Consider the following 14,388-nt stretch of genomic DNA (forward strand, 5'->3'; position numbering starts at 1 on the left):
ATGACCACTGGGTTTGCGCCAAAGTGCCACGCATCGGCACCAATCAGACGGAATTCGGGGTAATAGTAGCCGGACGATACACTTTGCACGGATTGAATGACCAGTTAAGAGTTGTTAGTTCTTGCACAAGGCTGGCAGGCGATTAAGCTGGCCGCCGATTTCATCGTTTGGAGTGTTCCATGTCCCGCCGCTTGCCCGTGATTCTGCTGCTCGTTCTTTTGCCGTTATGGCTGGCCGCCAGTTATGGCGCGCGTTTTGGCTTCATGGAGGACGCGCAGTGGGTGGGCATCTGCGTGGATGAAGCGAGTCGTTGGGAGTGCTCGGTGCGCTCGAACCTTGGCCTGATGATTCATTTCCAGATGCTGGGCTGGGCGGCGATCGCGGCTGCGGTGATCGGTTTTGTCGTGCCGGGGCGGGCAGGGTGGTGGCTGGCGGTGCTGGCGCTGGTGTTCGGGTTTCCGGCGCTGGCTTTGTACAACACCACGCTGGCGGTGTTTGCGGTAGTGATTGCCGGGTTGCGGCTGGTGCGGGAATCGCGCGACGCCAGGTAGTCATGCATCGCGGGCTCGCCCGCGATGCAGTACTTTCAGGTGCTGAAGGTCAGCCTTTGCGAACCCGCAGGCAGCGCCATAGCGCGGCCACCATCAGCACACTGACCAGCGCCCAGCCCCAGGCCTGCTGATTCTGCAGACCTTCACGGTACAACTGCGGCGCAATGCACGCACCGATGATGAAGGTCAGCAGGGCAATCTCCCGGCGGGCCACCGGCACCGGACGGCACAGGTAAACCAGTGCCGGCAGAATGAACGCCGCACTCGCAAAGCTGCGATAGCGTGGATCGAACACCATCTCCAGCGCCATCACCGCACCCGCGAAACCGACGGCAGCGGCCAGCCAGCCGGCGTGTCGTTCGAAGGCGTTGAAGGCGCGCTCACGCCAGCCGTTGCGGGCGCTCAAGGTCAGCGCGGCGTGTGCCAGCACCAGCAAATTCAACGCAGTCAGCAAACCGACCCACACCCATTCGCTGGCGAACCGCGTGGTCAGCCATGCCAGGTTGCCCCAGGCGCCGATCGAGCACGCGGCGAGGGCGCCGAGCAATGGCAGCACCAGCGCTGAACGTGTCGTGCGAATCCGACCGCCAAGCATCAACGTGCCGACAAAGATCAGACCACCGAGCGCCAGCCAGCGCGACCAGTCGGGTACGTTCGACACCGGCCCGGCCAGTACGCCTTTGTCCTGACGATCGGCATCGAACAGTCCCCAGTAACCGCCGACCGCGCCTTCGCTGCCGCGCTTCCACGGCTGGTCGAACGCTTCGATCAGGTTGTAATGCCAGCCCTGCTGTTCGGCGAGGGTGACAAAACCACGAATGAACTTGGCTTCGTTGACCCTGCTCGGCAACGCGGTCTCACGCTGGCGGCCTTCGCTCGGCCAGCCGGTTTCGCCAATCATCACGTCCTTGGGCGCGAACTTGTTGCCGAACACCTGACGCACCTCCGCTACGTGTTGCAGGGCGGCGTCGATGTTCGACGGATCATCTTCCCAGTACGGCAGCAAGTGAATGGTCAGGAAATCCACCGCCGGCGCGACTTCCGGGTGCTTGAGCCAGAACTCCCAGACATCGGCGTAGGTCACTGGCTGCTTGATATGGCGCTTGACCTTGTTGATCAGCTTCGCCAATTGCGCCCCGGTGACTTCCTTGCGCAGCAGGGCTTCGTTGCCGACGATCACCGCGCTGACCACATCCGGGTTGGCGTTGGCCGAGGCGATCAGCAGATCGACTTCTTTCTCGGTGTCCACCGGGTTGCTGTTGACCCAGGCACCGATCATCAGCTTCAAACCATGCTTGCGCGCCAGATCAGGCAGGGCTTCGAGGCCGGTCATGGAATAGGTGCGGATGCATTCGAAACGAGTCGCGAGCAGGGCGAGATCGGCGTCCATGCGCTCCGGGCGCAGTCGGAACGGTACGTCGAACGGCGACTGATCCTTGTCGAACGGGGTGTAGGAGGCGCACTGCAACTTGTGGGTCGGGGTGGCGACGTCCGGCAGGATCACCGGTTTGCCGAGGCCGTACCAGAAGCCGCAAAGCGCAAACAGGCCAAGCAGGCAGGCGAACAGATAAGGAAGAAAAGGGAAGCGGGAGGATGCGGACATGGTCAGGCCGAGTGGCTGCAAAGCGACGCATGTTACCTGCATTTATAGAGGGGTTGGTGGCCCGCATGATTTTGACATGCAAAGTTTGGGCGGATTGTCTGGCGCCAATTATTCAGGCGCAGTTAATGGCTTTCTGATGTCGTTTCTCGTTGCTTCGAGGTCGCTGGCAGAGCAGGTCGCTGAGTGCGTCAGGTTGATGATCGAACTCATCAGTACTCCGCTGATGTTCGAACGAGTTTGCGGTCAGGCGTGATGGGGGCGCTGTGCACCATAACAATACGTTGACGATGCCCGGCATCCGTCGGGCGCAGCATTTCGGGGAAGTAACGATGAAGATGCGACGACTTTTAGGCGCAGGTGCCGCTCTGGTGCTTGCGATGAGCTCCACTTTCGCCAGCGCTGAAAAACAGACCCTGAACATCGGTTACGTTGACGGCTGGTCCGACAGCGTGGCGACCACCCACGTGGCGGCCGAGGTGATCAAACAGAAACTCGGCTATGACGTGAAGCTCCAGGCCGTCGCTACCGGGATCATGTGGCAGGGCGTTGCCACCGGCAAACTCGACGCCATGCTGTCGGCCTGGCTGCCTGTGACCCACGGCGAATACTGGACGAAGAACAAGGATCTGGTCGTCGATTACGGCCCGAACTTCAAGGACGCGAAAATCGGCCTGATCGTGCCGGAGTACGTCAAAGCCAAGACCATTGAAGACCTGAAGACCGACGACAGCTTCAAGAAGCGCATCGTCGGCATCGACGCCGGTTCAGGCGTGATGCTCAAGACCGATCAGGCGATCAAGGATTACGACCTGACCGGCTATCAACTCAAGGCCAGTTCCGGCGCCGGCATGATTGCCGAGTTGACCCGTGCCGAGAAAAAGAACGAATCCATTGCCGTGACCGGTTGGGTGCCGCACTGGATGTTCGCCAAGTGGAAACTGCGCTTCCTCGACGACCCGAAAGGCGTGTATGGCGCAGCTGAAACCGTGAACAGCATCGGCAGCAAGGAACTGGCGACCAAGGCGCCGGAAGTGGCCAAGTTCCTGAAGAACTTCCAGTGGGCGTCGAAAGACGAAATCGGCGAAGTCATGCTGGCGATTCAGGACGGTGCCAAACCTGACGCAGCGGCCAAGGATTGGGTGGCCAAACACCCGGATCGCGTGGCTGACTGGACCAAGTAATATAAGTCGAAGCGTCTAGTCTGCGCTTCCCAGGGCCGCCCGGCGTCACAGCCGGGTGGCCTTTTTTATGGCGCTTCTTTTTATAGGGAAAGTGGGCCGTTTTCGGGCGGTCTGGAAATTGGCAAAAACGCCATGGCGTTCTACTACTAAGGTCGTCTGGAAGCCGGCTCGCAGCCGCATAGAGTGGCTATGTTCCAAAAATAAAAATCTGTGCTGCGAGGATAAAAACAATGAACGACAGCATTTACCTCTCTATTCAGAACAGCCCGCGCTTCAAGGAGCTGGTGAAAAAAAGGGAAAGGTTCGCCTGGATACTCTCGGCGATCATGCTAGGGCTCTACTCCGGATTCATCCTGCTGATCGCGTACGGGCCACAAGTGCTCGGGACCAAAATCAGTGCCGGTTCATCGATCACTTGGGGCATCCCCATCGGTGTCGGGCTGATTGTCTCGGCCTTCGTCCTGACCGGCATCTACGTACGCCGCGCCAATGGCGAGTTCGACGACCTGAACAATGCGATTCTCAAGGAGGCTCAGCAATGATCCGGCGTCTACTGGCTCTTTTGAGCATCGCAGCGTTCGCTCCGGCCGCCTGGGCCGCTGACGCCCTGACCGGCGAAGTCCACAAACAACCGCTCAACGTTTCCGCGATCGTCATGTTCGTGGTGTTCGTTGGCGCGACCCTGTGCATCACCTACTGGGCCTCCAAACGCAACAAGTCGGCTGCCGATTACTATGCGGCAGGCGGCAAGATCACCGGTTTCCAGAACGGTCTGGCGATTGCCGGTGACTACATGTCGGCGGCGTCTTTCCTGGGGATTTCCGCGCTGGTGTTCACTTCCGGTTACGACGGCCTGATCTACTCGATCGGCTTCCTGGTGGGTTGGCCGATCATTCTGTTCCTGATCGCCGAACGTCTGCGCAACCTGGGTAAATACACCTTTGCCGACGTGGCGTCCTACCGCCTCGGGCAAACCCAGATCCGCACGCTATCGGCCTGCGGCTCGCTGGTGGTGGTGGCGTTCTACCTGATCGCGCAAATGGTCGGTGCCGGCAAGCTGATCCAGCTGCTGTTCGGTCTCGACTACCACGTTGCGGTGATTCTGGTCGGTATCCTGATGTGCCTCTACGTGCTGTTCGGCGGCATGCTGGCGACCACCTGGGTGCAGATCATCAAGGCCGTGCTGTTGCTGTCCGGTGCCTCGTTCATGGCGCTGATGGTGATGAAGCACGTCAACTTCGACTTCAACACCCTGTTCTCCGAAGCCATCAAGGTTCACGCCAAGGGCGAAGCGATCATGAGCCCCGGCGGTCTGGTGAAAGACCCGATCTCGGCGTTCTCCCTCGGTCTGGCACTGATGTTCGGTACCGCTGGCCTGCCACACATCCTGATGCGCTTCTTCACCGTGAGCGATGCGAAAGAAGCCCGTAAGAGTGTGCTGTACGCAACCGGTTTCATTGGCTACTTCTACATCCTGACCTTCATCATCGGCTTCGGCGCGATCCTGCTGGTCAGCACCAACCCGGCGTTCAAGGATGCAGCGGGCGCTCTGCTCGGCGGCAACAACATGGCGGCGGTGCACCTGGCCAACGCCGTGGGCGGCAGCATCTTCCTCGGCTTCATCTCGGCGGTGGCGTTTGCAACCATTCTGGCGGTAGTGGCGGGTCTGACCCTGGCCGGTGCTTCGGCGGTGTCTCACGACCTGTACGCCAGTGTGATCAAGAAAGGCAAAGCCAACGACAAGGATGAGATTCGCGTTTCGAAGATCACCACCATCGCACTGGGCATCCTGGCCATCGGCCTGGGCATTCTGTTCGAAAGCCAGAACATTGCGTTCATGGTCGGCCTGGCGTTCTCCATCGCGGCGAGCTGTAACTTCCCGGTGCTGCTGCTTTCGATGTACTGGAAGAAGCTGACCACTCGTGGCGCGATGATTGGCGGCTGGCTGGGTCTGGTGAGTGCGGTGGGGCTGATGATTCTTGGCCCGACCATCTGGGTGCAGATTCTGCATCACGAGAAGGCGATTTTCCCTTACGAGTATCCGGCGCTGTTTTCTATGATCATTGCGTTTATCGGGATCTGGTTCTTCTCGGTTACCGATAAATCGGCGGCGGCAGAGAATGAGCGTGCGCTGTTCTTCCCGCAGTTTGTGCGTTCGCAGACGGGGTTGGGGGCTAGTGGGGCGGTTTCGCACTGAGGCATCTAGGTTGAATATGTAGGTTGAGTTGGATGGAAATGCCCTGGTCGAGAGATTGGGGCGTTTTTTTGTGGGCGGTTTTTGATTGAGTACATATCCGTTGCTGCGGTAACGGCTTCCTAGGGTTCCGCCCTTACGGCGGGTCACTTTTGGCAAACGCCCCAAAAGTAACCAAAAAGTCTAGGCCCCGGCGTTCGGCACCTCGCTTTGGCTCGGTGTTCCTTCGTTCCGGGATTGATCCGGGGGCATCGCCTACGGTTTGCTTCGCTGCACCTCCTCTCGATGTGTTTGGCTTCGCCAAACGGTCGCTGCGCTCCCACCCCCGGATCAATCCCTCCACTCAGCCTGCCGATGGGGCCAAAAGATCAAAAGCTTTTCTCGAGCTAACGCTCATCGTGGTGAGTGGTGAGTGGTGAGTGGCGAGGGGCTCTTGATCTGGCTTTGCTCTGGCTTTGGCTTTTGATTTTTTGCCCCTTCGGCAGGCCGAGCGGAGGTGTTCATCAGGGGGTAGGCGCGCAGCGCCGTGCGGCGAAGCCGCATACATCGAGAGGAGGTGCAGCGAAGCAAACCGTAGGCGATGCCCCCTGATGGACACCGTAGCGAGGGAGCACTGAGCCTAGGCGAAGTGCCGTACGCCGGGGGCCAAGCCTTTTGGTTCCTTTTTGGCGTTTGAAAAAGGGACTCGCTGTAAGAGCGAAACCGCCAGCGGCAGCACCCGAAGAAACGGATATGTACACAATCAACTAAGAACCCAGTCGGCCCGAAGGCCGCTGAGATATCCCAAACAAAAACGGCCCCCATTCACATGGAGGCCGTTCCCGTTACAACTTAAGACGTTATCGCAAGACAGGTCTTATTTGCGGTCTTCCAGCTTGGTAATGTCACGCGACTCGTAGCCGGTGTACAGCTGACGCGGACGGCCAATCTTGTACGGGCTGGAGAGCATTTCCTTCCAGTGCGAGATCCAGCCGACAGTACGTGCCAGGGCGAAGATCACGGTGAACATGCTGGTCGGAATGCCGATCGCCTTGAGGATGATCCCCGAGTAGAAGTCGACGTTCGGGTACAGCGAGCGTTCGATGAAGTACGGGTCGGTCAGGGCGATCTCTTCCAGGCGCATGGCCAGTTCGAGTTGCGGATCGTTCTGGATGCCCAGTTCCTTCAACACTTCGTCGCAGGTCTGCTTCATCACGGTCGCACGTGGGTCGCGGTTCTTGTAGACGCGGTGACCGAAGCCCATCAGCTTGAACGGATCGTTCTTGTCCTTGGCCTTGGCGATGAACTTGTCGATGTTCGAGACATCGCCGATTTCATCGAGCATGGTCAGCACGGCTTCGTTCGCACCGCCGTGGGCAGGGCCCCACAGTGCGGCGATACCGGCGGCGATACAGGCGAACGGGTTGGCGCCCGAGGAACCGGCCAGACGCACGGTGGAGGTCGAAGCGTTCTGCTCGTGGTCGGCGTGGAGGATGAAGATCCGGTCCATGGCCTTGGCGAGTACCGGGCTGATCGGTTTGATCTCGCACGGGGTGTTGAACATCATGTGCAGGAAGTTTTCCGCGTACGACAGGTCGTTGCGCGGGTACATCATGGGTTGGCCCATGGAGTACTTGTAAACCATCGCGGCCAGGGTCGGCATCTTGGCAACCAGGCGGATCGCGGAGATTTCGCGATGCTGCGGGTTATTGATGTCGAGGGAGTCGTGGTAGAAGGCCGAGAGGGCGCCGACTACACCACACATGACGGCCATCGGGTGGGCGTCACGGCGGAAGCCGTTGAAGAAGGTTTTCAGCTGCTCGTGAACCATGGTGTGGTTCTTCACGGTGCCGACGAACTGGGCCTTTTGCTCTGCAGTCGGCAGTTCGCCGTTCAGCAGCAGGTAGCAGGTCTCCAGGTAGTCCGACTTTTCAGCCAGTTGTTCGATCGGGTAGCCGCGGTGCAGCAGGATGCCGTTGTCACCATCGATATAGGTGATCTTCGATTCGCAGGAAGCGGTCGACATGAAACCGGGGTCGAAAGTGAAGCGGCCCGTGGCCGTCAGGCCCCGAACATCGATTACATCGGGACCAACGGTGCCGGTTAAAATGGGCAGCTCGACGGGGGCTGCGCCCTCGATGATCAACTGCGCTTTTTTGTCAGCCATGTGGCCTCCTATTTATGCTTGAAATCATCAGACAGACCCCCCACGCAGGGCCCGCACCACTATAGTGAGATAAATTCGAATGTCAATTTGCCTAAAGTCTTGCTCCAGAAGGCTTTAACCGCACTTTTTCCTCGAAATTGCCTGCCATTTACGCCTTTTATACAACTTGTGCAATCAGCTATTGGGGGTAGGCGATTGCGTTGTCATTAGTAGCCTAACTGTCTATACTCGGCGACCGACCGCCAAGGGCTTTTGGGCTTGCTTTCATTGGGGGTCGCATCCCTGGGTGGTGGTTACCTGACCAGTGCACTCCCCAACAACTTTGCCCTGATTGTTAGGGGCTCTTCAGTGTGAAAAAAAAGCCGTGAAAAGCCAACGACCTGTAAACCTAGACCTAAGGACCATCAAACTCCCCATCACCGGCGTTACGTCGTTTCTTCACCGTGTTTCCGGCATCATCCTCTTCCTGGGCCTTGGCATCATGCTTTATGCATTGGGCAAATCCCTGGGTTCCGAGGAAGGTTATGTCGAGGTGAAGGCATGCTTGACCAGCCCGCTGGCCAAGTTCGTAGCATGGGGCCTCCTGTCCGCTCTGCTGTATCACCTGGTTGCCGGTGTGCGCCACTTGATCATGGACATGGGCATCGGTGAGACGCTGGAAGGCGGCCGCCTGGGCTCGAAAATTATCATCGCCGTTTCCGTGGTGCTGATCGTTCTGGCAGGAGTTTGGATATGGTAACCAGCGTTACGAACCTTTCGCGTTCGGGCCTCTATGACTGGATGGCACAGCGTGTGTCTGCGGTTGTTCTCGCGGCTTATTTCATCTTCCTGATCGGCTACCTCGCCGCTCACCCGGGCATTGGCTATGAACAATGGCATGGCCTGTTCGCCCACAACGGAATGCGTATCTTCAGTCTGCTGGCACTGGTTGCCCTGGGCGCTCACGCCTGGGTCGGCATGTGGACCATCGCGACCGACTACCTGACGCCGATGGCGCTGGGCAAGTCCGCGACTGCAGTACGTTTCCTTTTCCAGGCAGTATGCGGCGTTGCGATGTTCGCTTACTTCGTCTGGGGTGTGCAGATTCTCTGGGGTATCTGAGTCATGGCTAACATTCCAACGATTTCTTTCGACGCCATCATTATTGGTGGTGGCGGTGCCGGCATGCGCGCTGCGCTGCAGCTGGCACAGGGTGGTCACAAGACTGCCGTGATCACCAAGGTCTTCCCGACCCGTTCGCACACTGTATCCGCCCAGGGCGGCATCACCTGCGCCATCGCGTCCGCTGACCCGAACGATGACTGGCGCTGGCACATGTACGATACCGTCAAGGGTTCCGACTACATCGGTGACCAGGACGCTATCGAATACATGTGTCAGGAAGGCCCGGCTGCCGTTTTCGAGCTGGACCACATGGGTCTGCCGTTCTCGCGTACCGAGCAAGGCCGTATCTACCAGCGTCCGTTCGGCGGTCAGTCGAAGGATTACGGTAAAGGCGGGCAGGCTGCCCGTACTTGCGCCGCTTCCGACCGTACCGGTCACGCGCTGCTGCACACCCTTTATCAGGGCAACCTGAAAGCCGGTACCACGTTCCTGAACGAGTACTACGCTGTCGACCTGGTGAAAAACCAGGAAGGCGAATTCGTCGGTGTGATCGCAATCTGCATCGAAACCGGCGAAACCACCTACATCCGCGCGAAAGCCACCGTACTGGCGACCGGCGGTGCAGGTCGTATCTATGCATCCACCACCAACGCCCTGATCAACACCGGTGACGGCGTCGGCATGGCTCTGCGTGCTGGCGTGCCGGTACAAGACATCGAAATGTGGCAGTTCCACCCGACCGGCATCGCCGGCGCCGGTGTACTGGTTACAGAAGGCTGCCGTGGTGAAGGTGGTTACCTCATCAACAAGCACGGCGAGCGTTTCATGGAGCGTTACGCTCCGAACGCCAAAGACCTGGCTGGTCGTGACGTGGTTGCCCGTTCGATGGTTAAAGAAATCATCGCCGGCAACGGTTGCGGTCCGAATGGCGACCACGTAATGCTCAAACTCGACCACCTGGGCGAGGAAGTGCTGCACAGCCGTCTGCCAGGCATCTGCGAACTGTCGAAGACGTTCGCTCACGTTGACCCGGTAGTTGCTCCGGTTCCGGTTGTTCCGACTTGCCACTATATGATGGGCGGCGTTGCCACCAACATTCATGGCCAGGCGATCACCCAGGACGCCGAAGGCGTGGATCAGATCATTCCTGGTCTGTTCGCGGTCGGTGAAGTGGCTTGCGTATCGGTTCACGGCGCCAACCGTCTGGGCGGCAACTCGCTGCTCGACCTGGTGGTCTTCGGTCGCGCTGCCGGCCTGCACCTCGAAAAAGCGCTGACTGACGGCATCGAATACGATGACGCCACCGAAGCCGACATCGAAGCTGCACTGTCGCGCCTGAACGCACTGAACAACCGTACCGACGGCGAAGACGTCGCTACCCTGCGTCGCGAGCTGCAAAGCTGCATGCAGAACTACTTCGGTGTATTCCGTACCGGCGAATACATGCAGAAAGGTATTGCCCAGCTGGCGGATCTGCGCAAGCGCATCGCGAATGTGAAGATCAACGATAAGTCGCAGGCGTTCAACACTGCACGTATCGAAGCGCTGGAACTGCAAAACCTGCTGGAAGTGGCTGAAGCTACCGCCATCGCTGCCGAAGTGCGTAAAGAGTCCCGCGGCGCTCACGCCCGTGAAGACTTCGAAGATCGTGACGACGAAAACTGGCTGTGCCACACCCTGTACTTCCCGGGTGACAAGCGCGTCACCAAGCGTGCCGTGAACTTCTCGCCGAAGACTGTTCCGACTTTCGAACCAAAAGTCCGGACTTATTAAGGGTGACCGCCATGTTGCAAGTCAGTGTTTATCGTTACAACCCTGATCAGGACGCTGCGCCGTTCATGCAGGAATTCCAGGTCGATACCGGTGGTAAAGACCTGATGGTGCTGGACGTGCTGGCCCTGATCAAAGAGCAGGACGAGGGTTTCTCCTATCGTCGCTCTTGCCGTGAAGGTGTCTGCGGCTCCGACGGCATGAACATCAACGGCAAGAACGGCCTGGCGTGCATCACGCCGCTGTCCGCTGTCGTCAAAGGTAACAAGTTGATCGTTCGTCCTCTGCCAGGTTTGCCGGTTATCCGTGACCTGGTTGTCGATATGAGCATCTTCTACAAGCAATACGAGAAGGTTAAGCCATTCCTGCAGAACGACACGCCGGCTCCGGCCATCGAGCGTCTGCAGTCCCCTGAAGAGCGTGAAAAGCTCGACGGTCTGTACGAGTGCATCCTGTGCGCCTGCTGCTCGACCTCTTGCCCGTCCTTCTGGTGGAACCCGGACAAGTTCCTGGGTCCAGCTGCCCTGCTGCAAGCGTACCGCTTCCTGGCAGACAGCCGTGACACCGAGACGTCCGAGCGTCTGGCGTCCCTCGATGACCCGTTCAGCGTCTTCCGCTGCCGGGGCATCATGAACTGCGTCAACGTATGTCCGAAAGGCCTGAACCCGACTAAGGCCATCGGTCACATCCGTAACATGCTGCTTTCGAGCGGCGTGTGATTCAGAAGCTGTAAAAGTAGTACTGCTTCACCGTAGAGGCTGTGGCGCGGGCTTCAACCCGCGCCAGGGCTATAACCAGAGCAACAGCCATAAGCTGCGGCTCTTATTTTGAAGAAATGAGACAAGCAGGGGCATCCGGGCTGGTACCCGGACTATCAGTGTGATCCTAAGTGGCTTGTTTTGGTCGCTGCATTCGGACTTCTGCAAGTTTGCTCGGTGTCGACACCGATGGTGTTCCCCTAACCGAGGGTGACCAAGCATGCAAGAAAGCGTGATGCAGCGCATGTGGAACAGCGCCTACCTTTCAGGTGGAAACGCTGCCTATGTGGAAGAGCTTTATGAGCTCTACCTGCACGACCCTAACGCTGTGCCAGAAGAGTGGCGCACCTACTTTCAGAAGCTGCCCGCCGACGGCGGCTCTGCCACCGATGTTTCGCACTCCACAATTCGCGATCATTTCGTGCTGCTGGCAAAGAACCAGCGCCGCGCCCAACCGGTTTCCGCCGGCAGCGTGAGCAGTGAGCACGAGAAGAAGCAAGTTGAAGTGCTGCGATTGATCCAGGCCTACCGTATGCGTGGCCACCAGGCAGCCCAGCTTGACCCGCTGGGACTGTGGCAGCGTCCTGCACCTGCAGACCTGTCGATCAATCATTACGGCTTGACCAATGCCGATCTTGATACGACCTTCCGTGCCGGCGACCTGTTCATCGGCAAAGAGGAAGCGAGCCTACGCGAAATTCACGAAGCGTTGCAGCAGACATATTGCCGCACCATCGGCGCTGAATTTACGCATATCACCGATTCCGTGCAGCGCCAGTGGTTCCAGCAGCGTCTGGAAAGCGTACGTGGCCGTCCGACCTACTCCGCCGACATTCAGAGCCACCTGCTCGAGCGCGTCACCGCCGGTGAAGGTCTGGAAAAATACCTGGGTACCAAATACCCGGGCACCAAGCGTTTCGGTCTGGAAGGCGGCGAAAGCCTGATTCCGATGCTCGACGAACTGATCCAGCGTTCCGGTTCCTACGGCACCAAGGAAGTCGTCATCGGCATGGCCCACCGTGGCCGTCTGAACGTGCTGGTCAACACCTTCGGCAAGAACCCGCGCGAGCTGTTCGACGAGTTCGAAGGCAAGAAGAAGGTCGAGCTGGGTTCCGGTGACGTTAAATACCACCAGGGCTTCTCGTCCAACGTGATGACCGCCGGCGGTGAAGTTCACCTGGCCATGGCGTTCAACCCGTCCCACCTGGAAATCGTTTCCCCGGTGGTTGAAGGTTCGGTTCGCGCCCGTCAGGATCGTCGTAACGACCCTACCGGCGAGAAGGTTCTGCCGATCTCTATCCACGGTGACGCTGCATTCGCAGGTCAAGGCGTGGTGATGGAAACCTTCCAGATGTCGCAGACCCGCGGTTTCAAGACCGGCGGTACCGTGCACATCGTGATCAACAACCAGGTTGGTTTCACCATCAGCAACCCGCTGGACTCGCGCTCCACCGAGTACGCGACCGACGTTGCGAAAATGATCCAGGCGCCGATCCTCCATGTGAATGGTGATGATCCGGAAGCCGTATTGTTCGTGACCCAGCTGGCCATCGACTACCGCATGCAGTTCAAGCGTGACGTGGTGATCGACCTGGTCTGCTACCGTCGTCGCGGCCACAACGAAGCTGACGAGCCAAGCGGCACCCAGCCTCTGATGTATCAGCAGATCACCAAGCAGCGCACCACTCGTGAGCTGTACGCTGATCGCCTGACCCAGGGCGGTGTGCTCGACGTTGAGCGTGTTCAGGCGAAAGTCGACGAATACCGCAACGCGCTGGACAACGGTCTGCACGTAGTGAAATCGCTGGTCAAAGAGCCGAACAAAGAGCTGTTCGTGGACTGGCGTCCGTATCTGGGCCACGCCTGGACTGCGCGTCACGACACTCGCTTCGATCTGAAGACCCTGCAGGAACTGTCCGCCAAGCTGCTGGAAATTCCGGAAGGCTTCGTGGTTCAGCGCCAGGTCGCGAAGATCTACGAAGACCGTCAGAAGATGCAAGCCGGCGGCCTGCCGATCAACTGGGGTTACGCCGAAACCATGGCGTACGCGACCCTGGCGTTCGAAGGTCACCCGATTCGCATGACCGGTCAGGACATCGGCCGCGGTACGTTCTCGCACCGTCACGCTGTTCTGCACAACCAGAAAGATGCCGGCACCTACATTCCGTTGCAGAACCTGTACGACGGTCAGCCGCGCTTCGACCTGTACGATTCGTTCCTGTCGGAAGAAGCCGTACTGGCGTTCGAATACGGTTACTCGACCACCACGCCGAACGCGCTGGTGATCTGGGAAGCCCAGTTCGGCGACTTCGCCAACGGTGCGCAGGTTGTTATCGACCAGTTCATCACCAGTGGCGAGCACAAGTGGGGCCGTCTCTGCGGTCTGACCATGCTGCTGCCGCACGGCTACGAAGGTCAGGGCCCTGAGCACTCCTCGGCACGTCTTGAGCGTTACCTGCAGCTGTGCGCCGAGCACAACATTCAGGTGTGCATGCCGACCACGCCGGCCCAGATCTACCACTTGCTGCGTCGTCAGGTGATTCGCCCGCTGCGCAAGCCACTGGTAGTGCTGACTCCGAAGTCGCTGCTGCGTCACAAACTGGCAATCTCGACGCTGGAAGATCTGGCCGAAGGTTCGTTCCAGACCGTTATCCCGGAAGTCGATGCACTGGACCCGAAAAAGGTCGAGCGCGTTGTTCTGTGCAGCGGCAAGGTCTACTACGACCTGCTGGAAAAACGCCGTGCCGAAGGCCGCGAAGATATCGCCATCGTGCGTATCGAGCAGCTGTACCCATTCCCTGAGGACGACTTGAAAGAAGTCCTGGCTCCTTACACCAACGCCAAAGCGGCTGTCTGGTGCCAGGAAGAGCCGATGAACCAGGGCGCCTGGTACTGCAGCCAGCACCACCTGCGTCGCAGCATCAGCAACCTCAACAAATCTCTCGTACTTGAGTACGCGGGCCGTGAGGCTTCTGCTGCACCAGCATGTGGTTACGCATCGATGCACGCCGAGCAGCAGGAAAAACTGCTGCAAGACGCGTTTACCGTTTAACGCCTTCGCGCACCTGAAACCGAATTTAA

General features: G+C 58.8%; 11 protein-coding genes. 9 read left to right on the plus strand and 2 right to left on the minus strand.

The window, feature by feature from the left end; all coding sequences use genetic code 11:
• Positions 1-179: 179 nt before the first annotated feature.
• Positions 180-551 carry a hypothetical protein gene (locus AC1RR7_RS28125; protein WP_102620364.1) on the plus strand — a complete coding sequence of 124 codons (372 nt, stop codon included), beginning with the start codon at positions 180-182 and terminating at the stop codon, positions 549-551.
• Between the two features lie 49 nt (positions 552-600).
• Here the strand turns inward: AC1RR7_RS28125 and AC1RR7_RS28130 are convergent, their stop codons facing one another.
• Entirely contained in the window at positions 601-2,196 is a 1,596-nt protein-coding gene (locus tag AC1RR7_RS28130) for a glycoside hydrolase family 17 protein (protein ID WP_493158833.1), read from the minus strand.
• A gap of 287 nt (positions 2,197-2,483) precedes the next feature.
• Between AC1RR7_RS28130 and AC1RR7_RS28135 the strand changes: the two genes are divergently transcribed.
• The 3 genes from AC1RR7_RS28135 (at position 2,484) to AC1RR7_RS28145 (ending at position 5,532) form a co-directional block, all read left to right on the plus strand.
• Positions 2,484-3,335: a glycine betaine ABC transporter substrate-binding protein gene (locus AC1RR7_RS28135; RefSeq protein WP_096822126.1), complete on the plus strand. Its 852-nt coding sequence runs from the start codon at positions 2,484-2,486 to the stop codon at positions 3,333-3,335.
• A 230-nt stretch (positions 3,336-3,565) separates the two neighbouring features.
• Positions 3,566-3,877, plus strand: a complete 312-nt coding sequence (locus AC1RR7_RS28140) for a DUF485 domain-containing protein (protein WP_096822125.1) — start codon at positions 3,566-3,568, stop codon at positions 3,875-3,877.
• Complete coding sequence (locus tag AC1RR7_RS28145; RefSeq protein WP_096822124.1) at positions 3,874-5,532, plus strand: cation acetate symporter; 1,659 nt, start codon at positions 3,874-3,876, stop codon at positions 5,530-5,532. Before AC1RR7_RS28140 ends, AC1RR7_RS28145 begins: the two co-directional genes overlap by 4 nt.
• 853 nt (positions 5,533-6,385) lie before the next feature.
• On the opposite strand, the gene gltA is transcribed toward AC1RR7_RS28145, so the two are convergent.
• A complete protein-coding gene (gene gltA / locus AC1RR7_RS28150; protein ID WP_007959044.1) occupies positions 6,386-7,675 on the minus strand; it encodes a citrate synthase in 1,290 nt (429 codons plus the stop codon).
• A 364-nt stretch (positions 7,676-8,039) separates the two neighbouring features.
• Here gltA and sdhC point away from each other — a divergent pair, with 364 nt between their 5' ends.
• The 5 genes from sdhC (at position 8,040) to AC1RR7_RS28175 (ending at position 14,359) form a co-directional block, all read left to right on the plus strand.
• Positions 8,040-8,414, plus strand: a complete 375-nt coding sequence (gene sdhC, locus AC1RR7_RS28155; RefSeq protein ID WP_055137330.1) for a succinate dehydrogenase, cytochrome b556 subunit — start codon at positions 8,040-8,042, stop codon at positions 8,412-8,414.
• Complete coding sequence (gene sdhD, locus AC1RR7_RS28160; protein ID WP_085710546.1) at positions 8,408-8,776, plus strand: succinate dehydrogenase, hydrophobic membrane anchor protein; 369 nt, start codon at positions 8,408-8,410, stop codon at positions 8,774-8,776. Before sdhC ends, sdhD begins: the two co-directional genes overlap by 7 nt.
• Before the next feature lie 3 nt (positions 8,777-8,779).
• Positions 8,780-10,552 (plus strand): succinate dehydrogenase flavoprotein subunit, encoded by a 1,773-nt coding sequence (sdhA, locus tag AC1RR7_RS28165; RefSeq protein WP_085608857.1) that lies wholly within the window; start codon positions 8,780-8,782, stop codon positions 10,550-10,552.
• Between the two features lie 11 nt (positions 10,553-10,563).
• Positions 10,564-11,268: a succinate dehydrogenase iron-sulfur subunit gene (locus tag AC1RR7_RS28170; protein ID WP_493158834.1), complete on the plus strand. Its 705-nt coding sequence runs from the start codon at positions 10,564-10,566 to the stop codon at positions 11,266-11,268.
• Positions 11,269-11,527: 259 nt separating this feature from the next.
• Positions 11,528-14,359 carry a 2-oxoglutarate dehydrogenase E1 component gene (locus AC1RR7_RS28175; protein ID WP_096822973.1) on the plus strand — a complete coding sequence of 944 codons (2,832 nt, stop codon included), beginning with the start codon at positions 11,528-11,530 and terminating at the stop codon, positions 14,357-14,359.
• The last annotated feature ends 29 nt before the right edge of the window (positions 14,360-14,388 follow it).

The organism is Pseudomonas sp. GW821-FHT11G12 (assembly GCF_058808055.1).

Coding starts and splice junctions, on each gene's coding strand:
- AC1RR7_RS28125 (WP_102620364.1), top strand. CDS start 180: ATGTCCCGCCGCTTGCCCGTGATTCTGCTGCTCGTTCTTTTGCCGTTA.
- AC1RR7_RS28130 (WP_493158833.1), bottom strand. CDS start 2,196: ATGCAGGTAACATGCGTCGCTTTGCAGCCACTCGGCCTGACCATGTCC.
- AC1RR7_RS28135 (WP_096822126.1), top strand. CDS start 2,484: ATGAAGATGCGACGACTTTTAGGCGCAGGTGCCGCTCTGGTGCTTGCG.
- AC1RR7_RS28140 (WP_096822125.1), top strand. CDS start 3,566: ATGAACGACAGCATTTACCTCTCTATTCAGAACAGCCCGCGCTTCAAG.
- AC1RR7_RS28145 (WP_096822124.1), top strand. CDS start 3,874: ATGATCCGGCGTCTACTGGCTCTTTTGAGCATCGCAGCGTTCGCTCCG.
- gltA (WP_007959044.1), bottom strand. CDS start 7,675: ATGGCTGACAAAAAAGCGCAGTTGATCATCGAGGGCGCAGCCCCCGTC.
- sdhD (WP_085710546.1), top strand. CDS start 8,408: ATGGTAACCAGCGTTACGAACCTTTCGCGTTCGGGCCTCTATGACTGG.
- sdhA (WP_085608857.1), top strand. CDS start 8,780: ATGGCTAACATTCCAACGATTTCTTTCGACGCCATCATTATTGGTGGT.
- AC1RR7_RS28170 (WP_493158834.1), top strand. CDS start 10,564: ATGTTGCAAGTCAGTGTTTATCGTTACAACCCTGATCAGGACGCTGCG.
- AC1RR7_RS28175 (WP_096822973.1), top strand. CDS start 11,528: ATGCAAGAAAGCGTGATGCAGCGCATGTGGAACAGCGCCTACCTTTCA.